The organism is Paenibacillus sp. O199 (genome assembly GCF_001636635.1).
Taxonomy (GTDB): Bacteria; Bacillota; Bacilli; order Paenibacillales; family Paenibacillaceae; genus Paenibacillus; species Paenibacillus marchantiae.
In genome coordinates this window covers 285,272-304,766 of the sequence record NZ_LGRP01000001.1, presented here as the reverse complement: position 1 = coordinate 304,766, position 19,495 = coordinate 285,272, and the positions used below count along the sequence as shown (strand labels likewise).

Below are 19,495 nucleotides of genomic sequence, written 5' to 3'. Positions count from 1 at the left end.
GTTAAGGAATGTCACTTAATCAAAAGATTAGAGGTTCGACCCGGGCTTATTCATACAATCTGATAAAGGAACGAATTCTGCACCTTGAACTTGAGCCTGGTACCAAGATTTCCGAGAAGGAAATTGCGGATGAGTTGCAAGTAAGCAGAACGCCAGTACGTGAAGCTTTCATGAAGCTTGCCGAGGAAGAATTACTGGATATCATTCCACAGAGTGGAACTATTGTCTCCCATATTAATCTGGAGCATGTTGAAGAAGGCCGGTTTATGAGAGAGAAGATGGAGAAGGAAATTGTCACTCTGGCTTGTGCTTCTTTTCCGGAAGAATTCAGATTCAGACTTGAAACCAATATTGCCATGCAGGAAGTATGTATAGGGAAAAATAATTTCTATCGGCTTTTTGAACTGGATGAAGAATTTCATCAGATATTGTTTCAAGGCACAGGAAAAATGAGAAGTTGGAAAATGCTACAGCAGCTCAATATTCCCTTTAATCGCCTTCGTTTATTACGCTTGTCTGAAGATTCCGATGCAGAGGTTATTATTTCACAACATAAAGAAATATACCGACTTATCACGGAACGTGAAACCGAGCGAGCTGTTGAGGTTATGGAAGCTCATCTCAGACTAGTTGTTGTTGAACAAGAGAAGATGAAGGCAAAATATCCACATTATTTTATATAGAACATCTAATGTTGTATACTATCTGAATATGCAGAAACCCCTGTTCGAATTGAACAGGGGTTTGTTGAGCAAATAATAGAATTTGCTTATTAGGCTTGTTTGATAAACGTTGGATCTGGGTAAGGATCTGCGATCCAGCCATCTTTTTCAATAAACAGACGCACGGCAATGATTTGTTTGTTCTCCATCAAAGTGAAGAAGTGTGGGGTGTTCTCAGGTACCGAGATAACGTCTCCAGGAGACAATTCTACATTAAAGTAACCTACATCATCTGTAGCTTTGATGACAAAGATTCCTTTGCCGGCTACAATTGCGCGGATTTCATCTTCAGCATGAGTATGAATCTCTTCAAATTTAGCAAGCTTCTCTTCAATATCTGGTGTTTGTTCAGACAGCGTGATTACATCCCAGATTTGGTACCCGCGACGTGCAGCCAAGTCTCTGATTTCATAGTCAAATGTGTTTAGTACTTCTTCTTTTTGTTCATCGGTGAGTCCAAAGTTGTTTTGCAGATCAGTTTTTAATTTGGACGCGTCCCATTTTTCAAATAGTACTTCATATTTGTTTAAGAAATTTCGAACATTTTCGTCTCCAGTGATACGTTCGTTCGTATTTCGGATTACAATTTCAGCCATGTTCTTTCCCTCTTTTCCACTTGGTTTAATCGCTATTATATCGGATTCCGCTATTTTTGTCGATTCACAAATTCATTCTACCTTCATAAAAACCGCCAGGGGACTGATCAAACCCGATCTTTCACATTAAGTTAGTTTCTGTTAAACTAAGATTTAACGTTTTGCGGAGGTGACGATATTGGATAAGCTTAGCCTACATGATGCATTAAAACAACGAATATTGATCCTCGACGGTGCAATGGGGACCATGATTCAACAAGTAGATCTCACAGGCGCAGATTTTGGCGGAGAAGACCTGGATGGTTGTAATGAAATGCTTGTACTTACACGTCCAGAGCTAATCCAGCGTATTCATGAGGAATATCTGGAAGCCGGTGCTGACTTAATTGAAACAAATACGTTTGGTGCAACTTCTGTTGTACTTGCTGAATATGACATTCAGGACCGTGCACGTGAAATTAATCTCGAAGCAGCCAGAATTGCAAAAGCGGCCGTGGATCGATTTTCGACACCGGAGTCTCCACGTTATGTGGTAGGTGCCATGGGACCTACAACCAAAACACTGTCAGTAACAGGTGGAGTAACTTTTCAAGAGCTCATCGACAGTTATTTTGAGCAAGCGCTTGCTTTAATTGAGGGAGGCGTTGATGCGCTGCTGCTCGAAACCTCACAAGATACGCTTAATGTAAAAGCAGGTAGCATTGGAATTCAACAGGCATTCGAACAAAGTGGTATCAAGCTTCCTTTGATGATCTCAGGAACGATCGAACCGATGGGTACAACCCTCGCTGGTCAGAACATTGAGTCTTTTTATATATCCCTAGAACACCTTAACCCAATTTCAGTGGGACTAAACTGTGCTACAGGTCCGGAATTCATGCGTGACCATATTCGCTCGCTTTCCGGAATGGCTTCAGTTGCAGTAAGTTGTTATCCAAATGCAGGGCTTCCGGATGAAAATGGTAATTACCATGAATCGCCTGAATCGCTTGCTCAGAAGATCGGTGCTTTTGCCGAACAGGGCTGGTTGAACATCGCGGGTGGCTGTTGTGGAACAACACCTGCACATATTCGGGCAATGCGGGATACACTTGCCAAGTACCCTCCAAGAGAAATGAACGGAACACATCCACCAGCATTGTCGGGAATTGATCCAGTCTACGTTGAACAGGACAATCGCCCTTACATGGTTGGGGAACGTACGAACGTACTTGGATCACGGAAATTCAAGCGTCTTATTGTTGAAGGGAAATATGAAGAAGCTTCGGAAATTGCTCGGGCTCAGGTGAAAAATGGGGCACATGTTGTCGACGTTTGTGTTCAAGACCCGGACCGTGAAGAAGCCGAAGACATGGAGAAGTTCCTTGAACTTGTTGTCAAAAAAGTAAAGGTGCCACTGATGATTGATACGACAGATGCAGCCGTCATCGACCTTGCACTGCAATACTCTCAAGGTAAAGCGATAATTAACTCCATTAACCTTGAGGACGGCGAGGAAAAGTTCGAGCTGGTCACTCCGTTGTTGCATAAATACGGCGGTGCTGTCGTTGTCGGAACGATTGATGAACGCGGTCAAGCCATTAGTCGTGAGGACAAGCTGGAGGTAGCCAAGCGGTCTTACGATTTGCTGGTGAACAAATATGGATTAAAAGCAGAAGACCTGATTTTTGATACCCTGGTGTTTCCAGTAGGGACGGGCGATGAACAGTATATCGGTTCGGCCAAAGAAACAATCGAAGGTATTCGTGTCATTAAAGAAGCGATGCCTGAATGTCATACGATACTGGGAATCAGTAACATTTCATTTGGATTGCCTGAAGCAGGGCGTGAAGTGCTAAACTCTGTATTTTTATATGAGTGTACCAAAGCAGGTCTCGATTATGCCATCGTTAACACAGAGAAGCTAGAGCGTTATGCATCCATTCCGGCAGAAGAGCGCAGACTCTCGGAAGAGCTGTTATATAATACGAATGACGAAACACTAGCTGCCTTCGTAGCGGCGTTCCGTAACAAAAAGGTTGAGAAAAAAGAAAAGATTTCGAACCTGTCGTTGGAAGAACGTCTCGCATCGTATGTTGTTGAAGGAAGCAAAGAAGGTTTGCTGCCCGATCTGGAGCAGGCACTCACCAAATATAAAGCCCTTGAAGTAATCAATGGCCCGTTGATGCGGGGCATGGAAGAAGTAGGGCGACTGTTTAACAATAATGAGCTGATCGTAGCAGAAGTGCTTCAGAGCGCAGAAGTTATGAAGGCTTCGGTAGCTTATTTGGAACAGTTCATGGAGAAGAATGAGACGTCAGTTAAAGGAAAGATTATTCTAGCGACGGTTAAGGGCGACGTACACGACATCGGCAAAAACCTGGTGGAGATCATCCTTTCCAATAACGGTTACCGGATCATTAATTTGGGTATAAAAGTACCACCAGAGCGAATTATTGAGGCATACAGAGAAGAGAAAGTCGATGCGATCGGTCTATCCGGTCTGTTGGTAAAATCGGCGCAACAGATGATTCTTACAGCTCAGGACTTACGCACAGCAGGTATTGATGTGCCTATTATGGTTGGCGGAGCGGCATTGACGCGCAAATTCACCAAGAACCGTATACGCCCGGAATATAACGGCATGGTTGTATATGCAAAAGATGCGATGGACGGTCTGGATTTGGCCAACAAGCTGATGAACCCAAGCACTCGAGAAGTGATGCAGTTGGAGATGGACGCTGAAAAAGAGGCTGACGCAGCTGGCGCAGATACTGTTAAATCCCTTCCTGAGCTAACTCGGGTAGAGCGTTCGGATATCGCAATAGACAACCCGGTTCTCGTTCCACCGGATCTGGAGCGACATGTTATGCGGAACTATCCACTATCACACATATTACCGTATGTGAACATGCAGATGTTGCTAGGTCACCATCTTGGTTTGCGTGGCTCAGTAGAGCAGCTGCTTGCTTCGGGTGATCGGAAAGCCACTGACCTGAAAGCGGTAGTGGATGATATTATGCAGGAAGCTGTTCGTGACGGGATTATTCAGGCGCATGCGATGTATCGTTTCTTCCCGGCTCAGTCCAGCGGTAACAGCGTCATCATCTATGACCCGGAGAATACAAGTAATATCTTGCATACATTTACGTTCCCTCGTCAAAAAGTTGAACCATACCTGTGTCTGTCCGATTTCTTGAAGCCAGTGGAATCTGGACAAATGGATTACGTTGGTTTCATGGTCGTAACGGCTGGGCACGGTGTAAGGGAGTTATCGACAGCTTGGAAGGAGCAAGGTGATTATCTTCGCTCACATGCTCTGCAATCCGTAGCGCTTGAAGTAGCAGAGGGATTAGCTGAGCGGGTTCATCATATGATGAGAGATATCTGGGGATTTCCGGATTCAGCACAGATGACCATGAAGCAACGTCATGGGGCACGCTATCAGGGAATCAGGGTATCGTTTGGATATCCGGCCTGTCCCGATTTGGAAGACCAAGGGCCACTGTTTAAGTTGTTACAGCCTGAGGATATTGGTGTGGAACTGACTGAAGGTTTCATGATGGAACCTGAAGCATCCGTATCGGCGATGGTATTCAGCCATCCGCAAGCGAAGTATTTTAACGTGGAGAAGGCTTAAAAGTAAAAGGTCAGGCAAAGCCCTCCGCATTGTCGGAGGCTTTTTGCTGGCAGCAGAAAGAGGTGCGATCCAGATGGAACTATATTTCCTGGGAACTAACGCTGGTGTACCTACGCTTCAGCGGAATGTAACTTCCATAGGGCTGCGCATGTTGGATGAGCGCAGAGCATTGTGGTTGTTTGACTGCGGGGAAGGAACCCAGCATCAGATTTTAAGTTCTCCGCTTAAATTGAGCAAATTGGAGAAAATATTTATCACCCATTTACATGGAGATCATGTATTTGGACTTCCAGGTCTGCTCTCCAGCAGAGCATATCAGGGTGGCACTACACCGTTAACGGTGTATGGTCCGCCAGGAACTGAACGAATGATCATGACAACTATGGAGCTGAGCCAGTCACGTCTAAACTATGATCTAAGCATTGTAGAACATACAGGCGGAGTGCTTTTCGAAGATGAGAGCTTCATTGTGGAATCTGCGTTGCTGGAACATCGTATCGACAGTTACGGGTATCGGATTACCGAAAAGGATCGTCCAGGCAGCTTGGACCCTGCAAAACTGGCTGAGTATGGCTTGAAGCCGGGGCCGCTATTTGGTCGCTTGAAGCGGGGAGAAACGATTACCCTCGACAACGGGGACTTCCTTCGCCCAGAAGATGTGTTGGGTGCACCCAAGCGAGGGATGGTCATTACCATCTTGGGAGATACGCGCCCATGTAACAATGTACAGCCACTTGCAATAAATGCGGATGTTCTTGTACACGAAGCCACGTTTCTGCATGATTTGGCTGATACGGCTCATGAGTACTATCATAGTACTTCGAAGCAAGCGGCTGAGGCGGCGAGAGCGGCAGATGCAGGACAGCTGATCATGACCCATTTTAGCTCTCGCTACAAAGATGAGGATCAGTTGCAGCCACTTCTGGAAGAAGCACAGTCGATATTCCCAAATACGAAACTTGCGATTGAACACGAGCTGATTCCAGTTGTTCACCGTAAGAGCGAATCCTAATGTTGGATGTGCGAAACAGTACAGCCAAACAAGACGGGAGAACAAGCCGTTAATTGCACGGGACTGAGGGGAAGTTACTCCCGAGGTCCCTTTTGCAATCTGGCCGGAAAGCGTGTAGGATGGGCAATATGAGCAGGGAAATCATTCAATTATTTTCCGGGAAAGCGCAGGAAATGACAAGCTTGTACAGAAGACGCGCGGGGCTAGACGTCCGTGTTCGATTCGGTTCGACGTGTTGCGTGCAGATGCGAGCAAGCCATTTTTATGTACTGTATACATAGGTTAGCATTGAAGTTCGATGCAAATGGTTAAGGACATGAAATGTTAATGGAATAAAGAAAGGAAGTGCTGTATATGATTAAGGCCTATCTGATCGACCTGGATGGTACGCTCTATCATGGCAGACATCGTATCGAAGGAGCCGATAAGCTTATTCAGACATTGAATGAACAAGGCATGCCTTATTTATTTGTGACTAATAATTCTTCTCGTACACCACAAGGTGTGGCAGATCATCTGAACGGGATGGGTATCCCCGCTGATGCATCTCAGGTATGTACTTCTGCGGTGGCGGCTGCGGAATACGTGGCACAAGAGTCTCCGGGTGCGAAAGTGGCTTGTATCGGAGAAGAAGGGCTTTTGCAAGCGATAGAAGCTGCAGGGCTTACACTAACAGATGATGAACCTGATTACGTTATACAAGGAATTGATCGTGAATTTTCCTATCATAAATTGACCAAAGCGCTTCGCTGGATCAATGGCGGTTCTAAATCTGTCATGACCAATCCTGATTTGCAGCTACCTTCTGATGATGGGCTTACGCCGGGAGCGGGGACGATTGGGGCAGCGATAGAAGCAGCAACCGGAGTTCATCCTACCGTCATTGGCAAACCGTCAAGTATTATTATGAAGTCGGCTATTAGCCGATTGAACTTAAAGTCTGATGAAGTTGCTGTAATCGGAGACAATATGCGTACAGATATTGCGGCAGGAGCAGCTGCGGGTTGCGAGACCCTGCTGGTTCTTACTGGAATAACGACACGGGACAATATGGATAGCCACATCCAGGCGACCAAGGTTCGTCCTGATCATGTGTTTGAAGATTTGCATAAACTGATTGAGTGGCTGTCGCAGACGACAAGCCAAGCATCCAAGAAGGGGTAGATGTACGATGCCGGAATTGCCGGAAATGGAAAACTACCGGACCTTGCTGTCCGAGAAAATACTCGATTTGCCGATTACAGGTGTGGTGGTTAACCGTGAAAAGTCGATTAATACTGATCCTGATGTGTTCACCCGTGAACTGACAGGCAATCGTATCATATTTGTAGAGCGCCGGGCCAAACATTTGATTTTTCATCTGGCTAATGGTAAGCGGCTTGTGCTGCACCTTATGCTGGGCGGAATGATTTTCTGGGGTACAGAAGCTGAACGCCCTGATCGTTCCACTCAAGTGGAAATTCAGTTTGGAGAATATACTTTATTCTTTATCGGGCTCCGTTTAGGATATCTGCATCTGCTTACTTCCAAAGAGACGGAAGAGGCCATGTCTGACCTTGGACCTGAACCTCTTGATCGGCGCATGAATGCAGAACGTTTTGCTGCCCTGTTGAAAGGACGCCGGGGTACACTCAAAACTACACTGGTTAATCAACACATTATTGCTGGAATCGGAAATTGTTATTCGGATGAGATTGCATTTGCAGCAGGCCTGAGACCAAGCTCCAAGACGCAAAATATTGCTGCTTCGTCTGAACTCACAGCACGTTTGTACCATTCTGTGCAATCCGTGTTGCGGGAAGCTGCCTCGGAAGGCGGTTATATGGAAATGCCGTTGATGCAGGGAGATACCAAGACGGGAAGTTTTGACGAGCAGTGCCGAGTGTATGATCGTGAAGGGGAAACTTGTCCTCGTTGTGGGGGAACGATAGCTCGCGTGGAAATTACGGGCAAGAAGGCTTTCTTCTGTCCGGATTGCCAGCATGAGGCTTAAAAGTGGAATCGGGGCACATGTCAGCACCAGAGGTGGATTTCTTCAGGCAGCCAAGCGAGCATATGAGATGGGGGCTACGGCATTTCAATATTTTCCGAAGAACCCGCGGAGCCTTGGCTTGAAAGAACTGGACCTCAAAGATGCTGAACAGTGTCGGGATTGGTGTGAGAAGCAGGGGATATCTTCCATTGCCCACTCACCCTATCCCACGAATCCAGCTTTGGGCAAAACCCGAGGAGAGGCGGGTTTTCATGCAACCATCGCATCGATACAAAATGATCTGCATATTGCAGATGCCTGCGGTTCAGTAGGGACTGTAGTCCATTTTGGACATCTCAAGAGCAATGAACCACTTGAAGGATATCAGAATCTCATATCCTGTCTGGATGCCGCTTTAGCAGATTGGGATGGACAGGCTAAGGTTCTGCTTGAAAATCAGGCTGGGGATCATGGTCCCATGGGTACGACGATGGAAGAGTTGATACAGATTCGTAAGCTAAGCCGGTATCCTGAACATATTGCTTTTTGTTTTGACACGTGTCATGCTTTTGCTTCAGGCATGTGGACGTCAGGCAATGAGGCATCCATGCTGGAGAAAGGCAGACTGCTGGGATTCTGGGATGCTCTTGCGGCTGTTCACTTTAATGATTCGAAATATCCTTCCGGTTCATGCAAGGACAGACATGCACGGATTGGACAGGGTTATATAGGGAAAAAAGCCATGCAGGAACTGTTATGTGCGCCTGAATTTCAGCAAGCGGTAGTTGTCCTGGAAACAGAATCAGGCGAAGATGGAACACACCGTGGTGACATTGAACTCATGCGTTCCTGGCTTTAAATGGGAGAGGAGCGATTGTAATGCATGTTTTTTTGGATGATTACCGGGCATGTCCGAAAGGGTTTGTTCTGGCTACCAATGCAGAAGAATGCCTGATGCTGCTTAGAGAAGGTGACGTGGACATTCTATCCCTGGATTTTGAACTGGGTCCAGATTCACCGAATGGCGGAGAAGTTGCTGCTTCGATCGTCCGGGAAGGTTTGTTTCCACGCCAGATCTATTTGCACACGTCCAGCATGTATGGCAAACGTCAGATGTACGAATTGTTGTACAGCAATAAACCAGACTCTGTTACCGTCCATAATGGTCCGATGTCGGGCGAGGTTATGCTGCGAGTTGCTGCGGGAGAAGAAAGCTGATGAAGCCGATTACGACCAAAATGTTAATGCGTGGTGTATGGGAAGGCATGCCTCAGGCTGTATTTATCTATACCCCGCTATGCGGAACTTGTGCAGCAGCGCGTCGAATGCTTGAGATCGCCGAACATTTGCTGCCCGAAGGGATTTTGACCGAGATGAATATTCACGATATCCCGGAACTTGTACAGCAGTTTCAGATTTCGAGCGTGCCTGCGGTTATGCTGTTTGATGGAGAACATGATGTGCCCAGAATGGTTTATCGGATGAACTCTGTCGAGCATCTGTTAGGGGAAATCCGAAAGGCGGTGCTAAAATGAGTGTAATCTCGATGGAGCATGTCTCTCTTAGAAGGGAAGACAATCAGATTCTGGATGACGTTGATCTGCATGTTAAAGAAGGCGAGCATTGGGTGATTCTTGGGCGTAATGGTTCAGGTAAAACAACGCTGCTGGAAATGATGAATGGATATATGTTTCCAAGTCAGGGGCGCATTGAAGTATTGGGCAATCTGTATGGTCAATGTGATGTGCGGGAGGTTCGGAAAGAAATTGGTTATATCAGTCAGACATTGATTGAGAAACTGACACCTCGAGATCCGGTGTGGGAAGTTGTCGCAACAGGAGCTTATGCTTTTTTGCGTTTCTATCAAACGATCCCGGATGATGTGAAGGCCAAAGCATTGAACCTGCTTGATGAAATGGGCTTTGCAAAACTGGCTAATCATTCGCTCGGCACCCTTTCTCAAGGAGAACGCAAAAAAGTGATGCTGGCTCGTTCATTGATGGCAGATCCCAAATTGCTGATTATGGACGAGCCTTGTGCCGGACTCGATCTGTATGAACGCGAGAAAATGTTGGCCGAAATTGATCGACTGCGTAAGCGAAATATCACTGTCGTTTATGTGACTCATCACGTCGAAGAGATCGTACCTTTGTTCACACACGTGGCCTTGATCCGCGATGGACGTATTGCTGCGGCAGGGCCCAAACATGAAGTTTTAACACAAGATACAATTAAGCATACGTACGATGTTCCGGTTGATATCCAGTGGGATGATGGACGTCCCTGGATTCGCGTACGTTCTGGAGGGTAACACATTTTGAGTACACAGTCATCTTGGGGTGAAGGAGACTTCTCCCGTTTTATTTGCACAGCCAATCATGGTTTTGCGCCCTATGCTCAGGAGGAATTGCGCCGTACGTTCGGGGCAGTAAAGAGCACGGTACTCGTACCAGGTGAGATTCTGCTTGCCGGTCTTCCGATTGCGGAAGAAGAGGTAGCGATCAAGCTTTTGGAAGAAAGCCCGACGTTTTTACGTCATATTCAACCTGTTCAATTTCAGGAAAATACGGAAGATTCAGCGCAAGCAATGGAAAAATTGATTTCATATGTGTTGAACCATACGGAGTTAACAGGCACTAAAGTTACATTACAAGTTCGTAAAACCGAAGGTGCCTTCTGGCAGGAGAACGCTGCTTCTTTGAAACAGCTATTGACTGAGAAGCTGGATGATCTTGGGTGTGAGTGGGTTGTTCGTGATGCGGATCATGTTATATCTGTCTTCGTAACAGATGACATGTTATATGCCGGTGTATCCAGACCTGATCAAAATCTGTCGGACTGGAGTGGCGGAGCAGTTCGTTTTCAGAAGGAAGAGGGGCAAATCTCCCGCGCCAAATTCAAATTGCTTGAAGCGGAGCAGACATTTGGCATCGACTTTACTTCTTTTCACAAAGCATTGGACATCGGTGCTGCACCAGGTGGATGGACCTCTTTCCTGCTTGAGCGCGGGCTTGAAGTTACAGCTGTTGATCCGGCCAAGATGGATGCGACCCTGCTGGAATCGCCCAAACTGACCTTTTTGAAAAAAAATGCCGGTGATGTACGTTTCCGCGAAGGGGAATTTGATCTGCTCGTATGTGATATGAGCTGGAGCCCCAAGCTGATGAGCCGTCTTATATCGGATCTGTTATACAGTCTTCAATCAGGGGGAACAGCAGTTGTAACGGTGAAGTTATTGCATAAGAAGCCGCTCGCTTTGATTAAAGAAGTCATCGATACATTTGAGCGCTCCCGGATGCAGATTCAGCGTTCCAAACAGTTGTTTCACAACCGTGAAGAAATCACGCTATATATGATTAAGTATTAAGTTATTAAAGGCATTAAACTTTATGCTTTACAATACCTTATTGCCTATACTATAATGATACCAATATTAACCATAACAAGTTGAGGGAAAGCATCCCGAAGTGAAGAGTCCGGATATCCGGTCTGTTCCGCTTCGGTGAAGCTTTCCCTTTTTTGTTATGCACACAAGGAGGAGTCTATATGAGACATCCGGCTAGGCTCGAGCGTGGAAGCCTGCTGGGGGGAAGGTACCGTATTGTGTCCATTCTCGGTTCGGGTGGAATGAGTCATGTATATGAAGCAGAGGATTTGAAGTTGCCAGGCAAAACCTGGGCGATCAAAGAAAGCGTGACGGCGATGCCATACGAAGGCAGTATGGAGTCAGAAGCTGCTCTTCTTACATCTCTGAGGCATCCCAGATTACCGCAAATCGTAGATTTTTTTGTACCGGATGAGCTGGGGTATACCTATCTTGTTATGGAGTACATTGAGGGATTGACACTTAGTGACTATTTCAAGCAATGTCGGGGGAAGATTCCGCTTGAACATATGACCGAGTTTGTGCTTCAGCTGCTGGATGTATTAAGTTATTTGCACAGTCTGGACCCACCTGTCATCTATCGGGATTTGAAACCATCCAACATTATGATTACACCGGAACATGAAGTGAGACTGATTGATTTTGGGATAGCGCGGAGCTATAAAGCACAAAGAGTCGATGATACGGTTAAATTGGGAACGGCCGGCTTCGCTGCACCAGAACAATATGGTTCAGGACAGACTGATGCGCGTTCTGACCTGTACGGGCTTGGAGCATTGTTGCTCTATCTCATGACTTGTGGAACTTATACGGAATGGATTCAGGGAGTTGAGAGCTCCATTCGCAGTGATGTTCCACGTACCTATATTCCTGTTGCGAGAAGGTTGTTGCGACTGAATCCGAATGAGCGCTTTCAATCGGCTGATGAAGTTCGTAAGGAGCTGCTGCGCAGACCGGGAATAGCGGCTGGTGGTTCAGAAACGACGGTGACGATAAGCGGAGGGACAAGAGTGATCGCTTTGACGGGGGCATCATCCGGAGTTGGGGTTACGCATACGGCCATAGCCATCAGTCACTATCTGGAGCGGCAGAACTTCAAAGTGGCCATAATCGAGATGTCGCCACGTTCCCAATCGTTTGCACGGATTCAACAAGTGGCGCATGCAGGTAAACCCGTGCCAGCAAGCAGACAGTTTGCTGTGGATGGTGTACATTACTGGAAACAATCGGGACGTGCAGACATCCTGTCTTTATTGGGAGGCAGCTATCAGTTCATTGTGATGGATCTGGGCAGTGGTCAGGATCAGAACCGGCTTGAAGAGTTTCTCAGAGCTGACTTACCCATTGTTATAGGTTCCGGTGCCGAATGGAGACAAGCTGAGATTGGATCTTTTGTCCGTTCACACAACCGGTACCCAAGAGACAAATGGATCTACTGCTTGCCACTCGCAGCAGCTGACGCCGTTCAGCGCATGCGCAAAACGTTGGACACTTCCAGTGTCTACGGTCTGCCTTTACATATCGATCCCTTTGATCGGGAACCGCAGATGGATAAGGTTTTTGCTCATATTTTGACTCATATGATGGGGCAGCTTCCCAAGAAACGTTCATTCTTTGCAAGAAAAAGAGTACATGATTAGAAGAGATTGCGAAAGGAGAGCCTCTTTTGTCTAAATTAAGAAAACAAAGCCGCCAACTGATTTACGCTGGATTGACGGGAGCAGGAGCGATCGGTTTGTTGTTTGGGGCATATGTCATTTACAATGTCAAAACCATGAGTGATACGAGGTCTGAAGTGGAGGCCCGATACTCATCAGCCTACGAACAAAAAGAAGCTGAATTGATGCAACAATGGAACTCGGGGGCACAGGGATGGGTGACAATACGGGATGTTGAAGCAGGAGAGTCGATATTGCCCGAGGATATCAAACTCATAGCCGTTCCGGATGCACAGGCACCAAGGAATCTTTGGTCCAGCTCCAAGCAGATGGATGGTCAAGTGGCGAAAATAGAATTAAAAAAGGGAACAGCCATTACAACTGAAATGGTGTATGAAGATACCCCGGCACCGCCGGATCTAAGGAATCGTGAACTACAGGTTGTGTTATTACCTTCTTCACTTGCTAAGGGAGACATCATTGATATTCGTATTCAGTTTCCAACGGGTCAAGACTACATTCTCCTGTCCAAAAAGAAAGTCCAAAGATTAAATGCAGCTACACTATGGATTACGATGACGGAGGAGGAGATCCTATCCCTTTCAAGTGCAATTGTAGATGCCTATTTACATAAAGCTTCAATCTATGCCTTAACCTATGTAGAACCACAGTTCCAGACACCAGCGATCCCGACATACCCTGCTAACAATGAAGTGTTAAAACTGCTGGAGAGTGATCCTAATCTTGTACGTCGGGCTGAAGTGGAGTTAGCGCGGCAAGTACGGAGTTCGTTAGAAAGCTCACTCGCCGCATCCATCTCAGCGCCCTCCCAAGGTGTGGAGCAGGACGTTGCACAGTCCTCCGTTTCATACAATAGTCGCCCTGGAGCGAATAACTCTTCATCTACTGATGGGGTCATCTGGAATGATGGTTCTGGTAGCGGCGGAACGACGGGTACAGGGAGCAATGATTCTTCAGCATCTGCTTCAAGTGCGGATGAGCAGAAAAGCTTGCTGACGGGCGGGGAGTAAAAAGCAGGAAAAACCATTTATTATTCATGTAACAACGTTTAAAAGAAATTAAAAGGAGATTCGATAGCTATGCAAACATGGATCTTTGCTGGGTTATGCGAGAAGAATGACCTGATGCTGTACCTTTGCAAAATACTGGCGTCCTCCGGTAAACGTGTCTTGCTTGTTGATGGAACATTACAGCAGAAATATGGATACGGCGTTGGGGAAAGTCAGCAATCTCTGCGTATTACAGAATTTGAAGGTTTTGATATCGCATGTCAGTTCGTAACTTCAACAGCGGTTGAGAGTCATCTTGAAGCGAGTGGCGAGAAATTGGAGAGTTATGATTACGTCCTTTACGACATGGAAACATCACACTTTGCGTCACGTGATCTATGGCTCACGGCAGATATCCGTGTCTGGGTCAGTGATTATGAACGTTACAATCTGGAAAGGGGCAAAGGCTGGCTCAAGCGGTTGCTTGAAGAACAGTCCCTACCAGCAGAACTACCATTTCAGCGCATTTTGATTAATGCCGTTGATTGCAAACTGGAAGCTCGATATTTGTGGGCGTATCTGGAAGGTAGTCCATTTGTATGGATAGGAGAATCGCTGATGTTGCCTTGGGATGAACTGACTGCAGCAGTCAAACTGGAAAACGAGCATCATCGTCGGATACGTCTGGGGCCGTTATCACGGAACTATAAAAAATCGTTATGCAGGTTAGTGGAGCAGTTGACCGGATGGGAAAATGTCCAGAGTCGCCGGGCCATTAAAGAAGCAGAAAGGATGAGGGCATGAGCACCATTACGTTTTGGAGTCCTTTTGCAGGAACAGGCAGCACCTCAAGTGCGTTGATCGGCGCCTATGCGATGGCCCTTCAATATAGGACAAGAATTTTGCTTGTAAATACAGGTCCAGTCGGGAGCAGCACAGAAGCTGCCCTTCCACCTAAAGAAATAGAGGACACGGGATCCGTATTTACATTCGAGGAGGGGGGATGGGATGCTGTGGAACGGCTGCATATCAGCGGGAGTCTGAACAAGCATAATTTGAGGGATTATACTAAGCCGCTCCTCAATGACCGTCTGGATTTGTTGACTGGCAGAATTAATCGATTGGAACGTTCAACAGAAGAGCATATGGAGACATTAAAAAGGCTGCTGCACGTAGCCAATGAATATTATGATCTGGTTCTTCTCGATGCAGATCGCGCAGGCACTTGTGACCAGGTTCTGCTGGATCAAGCGGACTATGTTGTGGTGAACCTGAATCAAAATATGAGGGATCTGGAGTATTTTTTTGAAAAAATCAGACCCGAGAGCATGAGTGATCAGAAACTGCACATCGTGCTGAATAAGTATGATCCTCATTCACGCGCAACCATCACCAATATTCGTCGGCGTTTTCGATACAAAGGCTCGATATCAGTGTTGCCTTATACCACCGGATTTCTGGATGCCTTCAATCGTCGTGATGCGGCTGCGTACTTGCAATTGGAAGGTCTGAGCAACAATAAAGATATTCGTAAAGGGAGCTTTGCCGCAAGTATGGCTGAACTCGCTCGTCTTATTATGGATGGGGCAGGGATGCGTACCGTACTAAAAAGGCTGGAAAGGGGAGCCTGAACATCTGATGCTCTGGAATACCCTATGGTTAATTTTAATTTTGCTGTTATGTCTTGCGTATGTTTGGTTCAAATACAGAGCTTCCCATCGTGAAAAAAATAACCGTGCTCCTGAGCGCGAATCCTTCACGATTGAAGTGCTGACAGAGAAAGTAAAGAACTCGCTTCATGAGCTTAGTCATAGTCAACTTGCGGATGCAGGATTGCACGAAGAAGAATATCGCCGAAGAATCAATCAGCGTGCCGAGATGCGCAAGGCGCTTAAAGGTTGTGTATCAGGAAGCATCAGTGATAAAACGTATGTCAAAAACCTGATAGGTGATCTGCTTACCCGCAGTATAGGACTGAATAAGTCAAATATCGATGAGGTCATATATTTTGGAGAAGCTGAGTTGCTGACGGTTCAGGATCAATTCGAAATCGTGTTTTATCTATACCGGCAGCAATTTGGTGTCGATGCCTTGTCACGCATGATTGACACTTATGATCTTGGCAGATTGAGGCTGAGTGAAGGTGCAGACGACGGAGGAAGTTACTATATCTCCGAGGAGGACATCCGATATGTGTTTGAGTGTGAGTATAGAGAGCTTGGATTCAGAGAAAAAACAGATATCATCGTTCAACGTATCTACCAGCATTACAAAGGTTTCTCGGTGGTTGATGAAATAAGAGATCAACGAATAGATGGCGTTAGTGGTGGTGTGAGTGGCATGCTGGATGCCCTTCAGGATATGGGGCTACGGCAGCCAGCTTCGTGGAATGATCTGCTCACAGATGGACTTGAAGATGCTCCCCTTGAAGAACCACTTACTGGAATGGAAAGTGTCTGGATTTTCTATAAAGGTAAGTCCATTCATCTGTCTTTCCTGTCGTTTGGCAATATCCGTGAACTGAAGAGGGTATGTCAAAATATTTATAAATACAACTATCCGGGACAGCTTTCGGAAGCAAATGGATACAAGGTGAACGAGATGAAGGATGGATCACGTGTCGTTGTTGTGCGTCCTCCCTTTGCCGAATCATGGGCATTCTTTGTCCGGAAATTTGATATTCCCAATGCTTCACTGGAACAGTTGATTACTGGTAACAACGCAGATCTGCCAATCACTTTGCTGCAATATTTGATGAAAGGCAGTCGAATCACAGCTGTAACAGGAGCACAGGGATCGGGTAAAACGACACTACTTATGGCAATGGTGAAGCATATTTACGCTTCGTATACCCTGCGTGTACAGGAGATGGCTTTCGAGTTACAGCTTCGGCGTATATACAGTCGGCGTAACATACTAAGCTTCCGGGAGACGGAGCACATCTCAGGTCAACAGGGACTGGACTTACAGAAAAAGACGGATGGTACTGTAAATATTCTCGGTGAGGTCGCAAGTGACGAAGTAGCCGCATGGATGATTCAGATGTCCCAGGTTGCCAGTCTGTTCACCCTGTTTACCCATCATGCCAAAACGTTTCGTGATTTGGTTTTCTCCCTCCGTAATTCACTGCTCAAAACAGGTATGTTCCAACATGAACATATTGCCGAGGAGCAAGTAGTAAGTGTCATTAATTTCGATGTACATATGAAAAAGGACGCAGAGGGACGAAGATATATCGAACGAATTACGGAGTGTCTGCCACGTGCGAATAAAGGGGATAGCGTGGAGGAACGGGCGGGATTTACGTTTCGCAATGTGATCGAGTACAAGGATGGCAATTACGTCATCACAGCTCCGATCTCCATAGGAAGCATTACGGATATGCGGGATCAGATGACACTGCAGGACGCTGCGCTGTTCGAACAGTTCATCAAGCAACATTGGGGTGATACCTATGACCGTTAAGATAGCTCTTCTGTTGGTGTTGGGGATATGTGCAGGTGGCCTGATAATCACGCTACTTGTACTGAACCTGTTACGTCACAGAGGAGGAGACAATGCAAGTAAATCTATCGGGATCGCTACGCTAAACGGCACTCGTACGCTGCGGTGGGGATCGGTCCTGTTACAGTCTTATCGGTGGGGCATGAAAGTGCCGCTATTCTCTGCTTATATTTTACAAGTACAGAAACGAATCTCATTCCGGCATGTAGGCGACGAACCAGCATTAAGACGAATGACTATGAACGTGGTTCTAATTATCTTCGGAGGATACGGGAGTATCAGTGTAATCCTTTTCCTTATGCAGCCGGGTATCGCCTTTGTTATATTGTCGGTACTCTGCGCTGTAGTTCTAAACAGCCTTGTACTGGATATGTGTCTGAATCGTATGGAGAAGCGACTTTTGGTACAGATGCTGGACCTGTTTGCCGACGTGAGACATCGGTATCATCAGCATGGAATGGTAGAGGAGGCACTTTATGAAGCAGCGGAAACAGGTAAAGGAGAGGCTGCCGAGCAAGTGCTGTTGATCTATGAAGCATTGACTTCTCCGGATCCGAACGAAGCTTTGGAACGGTACTATGAGATTGCGCCAAATCGCTTTCTTAAAGGTTTTGCCGGTATTTCATATATGGTGATGGAGTTCGGGGATAAAGATAGAGCACAGGGTTCGATTTACTTGAAAGGCTTGGGGAATCTGACACAGGAAATTCATCTGGAGATTTTGCGGCGGGACAAATTGGACTATCTGTTAAAAGGGTTGAATATCATCGCCCTGGCCCCCGTTCTATTCACAGCTCCAATCGAACGTTGGGCCAGAGGAAGTTTTCCGACTATGGATGAATTTTATCGCAGCAAAATCGGGTTTGTAACCAAAATATCGATCTATGTCATTATCATACTTGCCTACCTGCTTTTGCAAAGACTTCAGCAATATGATGAAACCCGCTATCGGACAGGGCGCAAACACTCCAGAATCGATCAGTTCCTATACAGGCAGACGTTCATTCGTAAAGTCGCGATGTTGTTCGTGGCCAAACCTGGCAGTACCAATTACAGTCAAACCGTAAGACTGATGCGGGAAAGTAGCTCGGAACTGAAATATGAATGGCTGGCGATACGAAGGCTGATGTTATTTGTAAGTTGTTTTGTGCTGACCATTGGATGTGTCTTTCTGCTGCATCAGGTTGAACGAAATCATATTTTACATGATCCTGTGAGAGATGACCGGATGTTTGGCGCGATGGGAGAGGCGGAGTTGAAGCAGGCTACCGAGAAGACAAGCTTGGATCAAGCTGTACTCGAGCGCATCGAAATGAAGCGAGGAGCAACTTTTGATGAGATATCCAATGCATTGCAGTCCGTAAATCCCGTTCCACTGGAGCATGATGCACAGACTGAAACTATCGCACGCATCCTGCAGAAGCTGGAAGGTTACAACAAGCAATATCTCCACTGGTGGGAGTTAATTATTGCAATGATGATAGGTTTAGCGGGTTATCACATGCCGATCTGGCTCATGATGTTCCAGCGCAAGATGAGAAGCATGGACATGAGGCATGAAATCTATCAGTTTCAGACGGTTATCTCAATCTTGCGAGAGATGGACCGTATGTCTGTAGAGGAAATACTGGAATGGCTCAATCGCTTTGCTGTTATTTTCAAAAGACCACTGCAAAAATGTCTGTTGCACTTTGAACATGGGCCGGAGCATGCACTTGAACAATTGAAAGAAGATGCAGGTCTGCCTGAATTTCAGCGTTTGGTTGAAAAACTGCAACTTGCACTTGGGAAAATTTCGATTCGAGAGGCATTTGATGATCTGGATAGTATGATGGCCTTTTATTTTGAACAACGGAAGCAGGAATACACCAAGATGATTGATGTTAAAGCATCATGGGGAAGAATGATCGGGTTTACACCGATGTATGCCCTGATCTTCCTCTATCTGGTCATTCCGCTGGTAGGCATGAGTTTCCTGCAAATGAACATTTATTATGAACAGATTCAGAAACTGTAA

The 19,495-nt window shown here is 46.2% G+C and carries 17 protein-coding genes; 16 read left to right on the top strand and 1 reads right to left on the bottom strand.

Annotation, left to right across the window (positions count from 1 at the left end; translation table 11 throughout):
* Positions 1 to 8 precede the first annotated feature (8 nt).
* Entirely contained in the window at positions 9 to 683 is a 675-nt protein-coding gene (locus A6049_RS01320) for a GntR family transcriptional regulator (RefSeq protein ID WP_063562858.1), read from the top strand.
* Between the two features lie 89 nt (positions 684 to 772).
* Here A6049_RS01320 and A6049_RS01315 read toward each other — a convergent pair whose 3' ends face one another.
* Complete coding sequence (locus tag A6049_RS01315) at positions 773 to 1,318, bottom strand: cupin domain-containing protein (RefSeq protein WP_063562857.1); 546 nt, start codon at positions 1,316 to 1,318, stop codon at positions 773 to 775.
* Between the two features lie 178 nt (positions 1,319 to 1,496).
* Between A6049_RS01315 and metH the strand changes: the two genes are divergently transcribed.
* The 15 genes from metH to A6049_RS01240 all read left to right on the top strand — a co-directional run bounded on the left by metH (position 1,497) and on the right by A6049_RS01240 (position 19,495).
* On the top strand, positions 1,497 to 4,937 hold the full coding sequence (metH, locus tag A6049_RS01310) for a methionine synthase (protein ID WP_063562856.1): 3,441 nt from the start codon (positions 1,497 to 1,499) through the stop codon (positions 4,935 to 4,937).
* A 73-nt stretch (positions 4,938 to 5,010) separates the two neighbouring features.
* Positions 5,011 to 5,949, top strand: a complete 939-nt coding sequence (gene rnz, locus A6049_RS01305; protein WP_063563199.1) for a ribonuclease Z — start codon at positions 5,011 to 5,013, stop codon at positions 5,947 to 5,949.
* Positions 5,950 to 6,303: 354 nt separating this feature from the next.
* The gene (locus A6049_RS01300; protein WP_063562855.1) at positions 6,304 to 7,113 is read left to right on the top strand and encodes a TIGR01457 family HAD-type hydrolase; all 810 of its coding nucleotides are present in this window, start codon (positions 6,304 to 6,306) and stop codon (positions 7,111 to 7,113) included.
* Positions 7,114 to 7,120: 7 nt separating this feature from the next.
* Entirely contained in the window at positions 7,121 to 7,942 is an 822-nt protein-coding gene (locus tag A6049_RS01295) for an Fpg/Nei family DNA glycosylase (protein WP_063562854.1), read from the top strand.
* The gene (locus A6049_RS01290) at positions 7,932 to 8,780 is read left to right on the top strand and encodes a deoxyribonuclease IV (protein WP_063562853.1); all 849 of its coding nucleotides are present in this window, start codon (positions 7,932 to 7,934) and stop codon (positions 8,778 to 8,780) included. The genes A6049_RS01295 and A6049_RS01290 overlap by 11 nt, the downstream gene beginning before the upstream one ends.
* 20 nt (positions 8,781 to 8,800) lie before the next feature.
* Positions 8,801 to 9,139, top strand: coding sequence for a cyclic-phosphate processing receiver domain-containing protein (locus tag A6049_RS01285; protein ID WP_063562852.1), 339 nt, complete (start codon positions 8,801 to 8,803; stop codon positions 9,137 to 9,139).
* Complete coding sequence (locus A6049_RS01280) at positions 9,139 to 9,456, top strand: thioredoxin family protein (protein WP_053780884.1); 318 nt, start codon at positions 9,139 to 9,141, stop codon at positions 9,454 to 9,456. Before A6049_RS01285 ends, A6049_RS01280 begins: the two co-directional genes overlap by 1 nt.
* Positions 9,453 to 10,232, top strand: coding sequence for an ABC transporter ATP-binding protein (locus A6049_RS01275; protein ID WP_063562851.1), 780 nt, complete (start codon positions 9,453 to 9,455; stop codon positions 10,230 to 10,232). The genes A6049_RS01280 and A6049_RS01275 overlap by 4 nt, the downstream gene beginning before the upstream one ends.
* Before the next feature lie 6 nt (positions 10,233 to 10,238).
* Complete coding sequence (locus A6049_RS01270) at positions 10,239 to 11,288, top strand: SAM-dependent methyltransferase (RefSeq protein WP_063562850.1); 1,050 nt, start codon at positions 10,239 to 10,241, stop codon at positions 11,286 to 11,288.
* Positions 11,289 to 11,467: 179 nt separating this feature from the next.
* Positions 11,468 to 12,946 carry a serine/threonine protein kinase gene (locus tag A6049_RS01265; protein ID WP_063562849.1) on the top strand — a complete coding sequence of 493 codons (1,479 nt, stop codon included), beginning with the start codon at positions 11,468 to 11,470 and terminating at the stop codon, positions 12,944 to 12,946.
* 26 nt (positions 12,947 to 12,972) lie between these two features.
* Entirely contained in the window at positions 12,973 to 13,995 is a 1,023-nt protein-coding gene (locus tag A6049_RS01260; RefSeq protein ID WP_063562848.1) for an SAF domain-containing protein, read from the top strand.
* Positions 13,996 to 14,064: 69 nt separating this feature from the next.
* Positions 14,065 to 14,778 (top strand): hypothetical protein, encoded by a 714-nt coding sequence (locus tag A6049_RS01255; RefSeq protein WP_063562847.1) that lies wholly within the window; start codon positions 14,065 to 14,067, stop codon positions 14,776 to 14,778.
* Positions 14,775 to 15,605, top strand: coding sequence for a CpaE/TadZ family protein (locus A6049_RS01250; protein WP_063562846.1), 831 nt, complete (start codon positions 14,775 to 14,777; stop codon positions 15,603 to 15,605). The genes A6049_RS01255 and A6049_RS01250 overlap by 4 nt, the downstream gene beginning before the upstream one ends.
* Before the next feature lie 7 nt (positions 15,606 to 15,612).
* Entirely contained in the window at positions 15,613 to 17,439 is a 1,827-nt protein-coding gene (locus A6049_RS01245) for a P-loop NTPase family protein (RefSeq protein WP_063562845.1), read from the top strand.
* Positions 17,429 to 19,495, top strand: a complete 2,067-nt coding sequence (locus tag A6049_RS01240) for a hypothetical protein (RefSeq protein WP_063562844.1) — start codon at positions 17,429 to 17,431, stop codon at positions 19,493 to 19,495. The genes A6049_RS01245 and A6049_RS01240 overlap by 11 nt, the downstream gene beginning before the upstream one ends.

Bases quoted from the DNA above. Each gene is read 5' to 3' on its own strand.
- A6049_RS01320 (WP_063562858.1), top strand. From the start codon at position 9: ATGTCACTTAATCAAAAGATTAGAGGTTCGACCCGGGCTTATTCATAC.
- A6049_RS01315 (WP_063562857.1), bottom strand. From the start codon at position 1,318: ATGGCTGAAATTGTAATCCGAAATACGAACGAACGTATCACTGGAGAC.
- rnz (WP_063563199.1), top strand. From the start codon at position 5,011: ATGGAACTATATTTCCTGGGAACTAACGCTGGTGTACCTACGCTTCAG.
- A6049_RS01300 (WP_063562855.1), top strand. From the start codon at position 6,304: ATGATTAAGGCCTATCTGATCGACCTGGATGGTACGCTCTATCATGGC.
- A6049_RS01295 (WP_063562854.1), top strand. From the start codon at position 7,121: ATGCCGGAATTGCCGGAAATGGAAAACTACCGGACCTTGCTGTCCGAG.
- A6049_RS01290 (WP_063562853.1), top strand. From the start codon at position 7,932: ATGAGGCTTAAAAGTGGAATCGGGGCACATGTCAGCACCAGAGGTGGA.
- A6049_RS01285 (WP_063562852.1), top strand. From the start codon at position 8,801: ATGCATGTTTTTTTGGATGATTACCGGGCATGTCCGAAAGGGTTTGTT.
- A6049_RS01280 (WP_053780884.1), top strand. From the start codon at position 9,139: ATGAAGCCGATTACGACCAAAATGTTAATGCGTGGTGTATGGGAAGGC.
- A6049_RS01275 (WP_063562851.1), top strand. From the start codon at position 9,453: ATGAGTGTAATCTCGATGGAGCATGTCTCTCTTAGAAGGGAAGACAAT.
- A6049_RS01265 (WP_063562849.1), top strand. From the start codon at position 11,468: ATGAGACATCCGGCTAGGCTCGAGCGTGGAAGCCTGCTGGGGGGAAGG.
- A6049_RS01255 (WP_063562847.1), top strand. From the start codon at position 14,065: ATGCAAACATGGATCTTTGCTGGGTTATGCGAGAAGAATGACCTGATG.
- A6049_RS01250 (WP_063562846.1), top strand. From the start codon at position 14,775: ATGAGCACCATTACGTTTTGGAGTCCTTTTGCAGGAACAGGCAGCACC.
- A6049_RS01245 (WP_063562845.1), top strand. From the start codon at position 15,613: ATGCTCTGGAATACCCTATGGTTAATTTTAATTTTGCTGTTATGTCTT.
- A6049_RS01240 (WP_063562844.1), top strand. From the start codon at position 17,429: ATGACCGTTAAGATAGCTCTTCTGTTGGTGTTGGGGATATGTGCAGGT.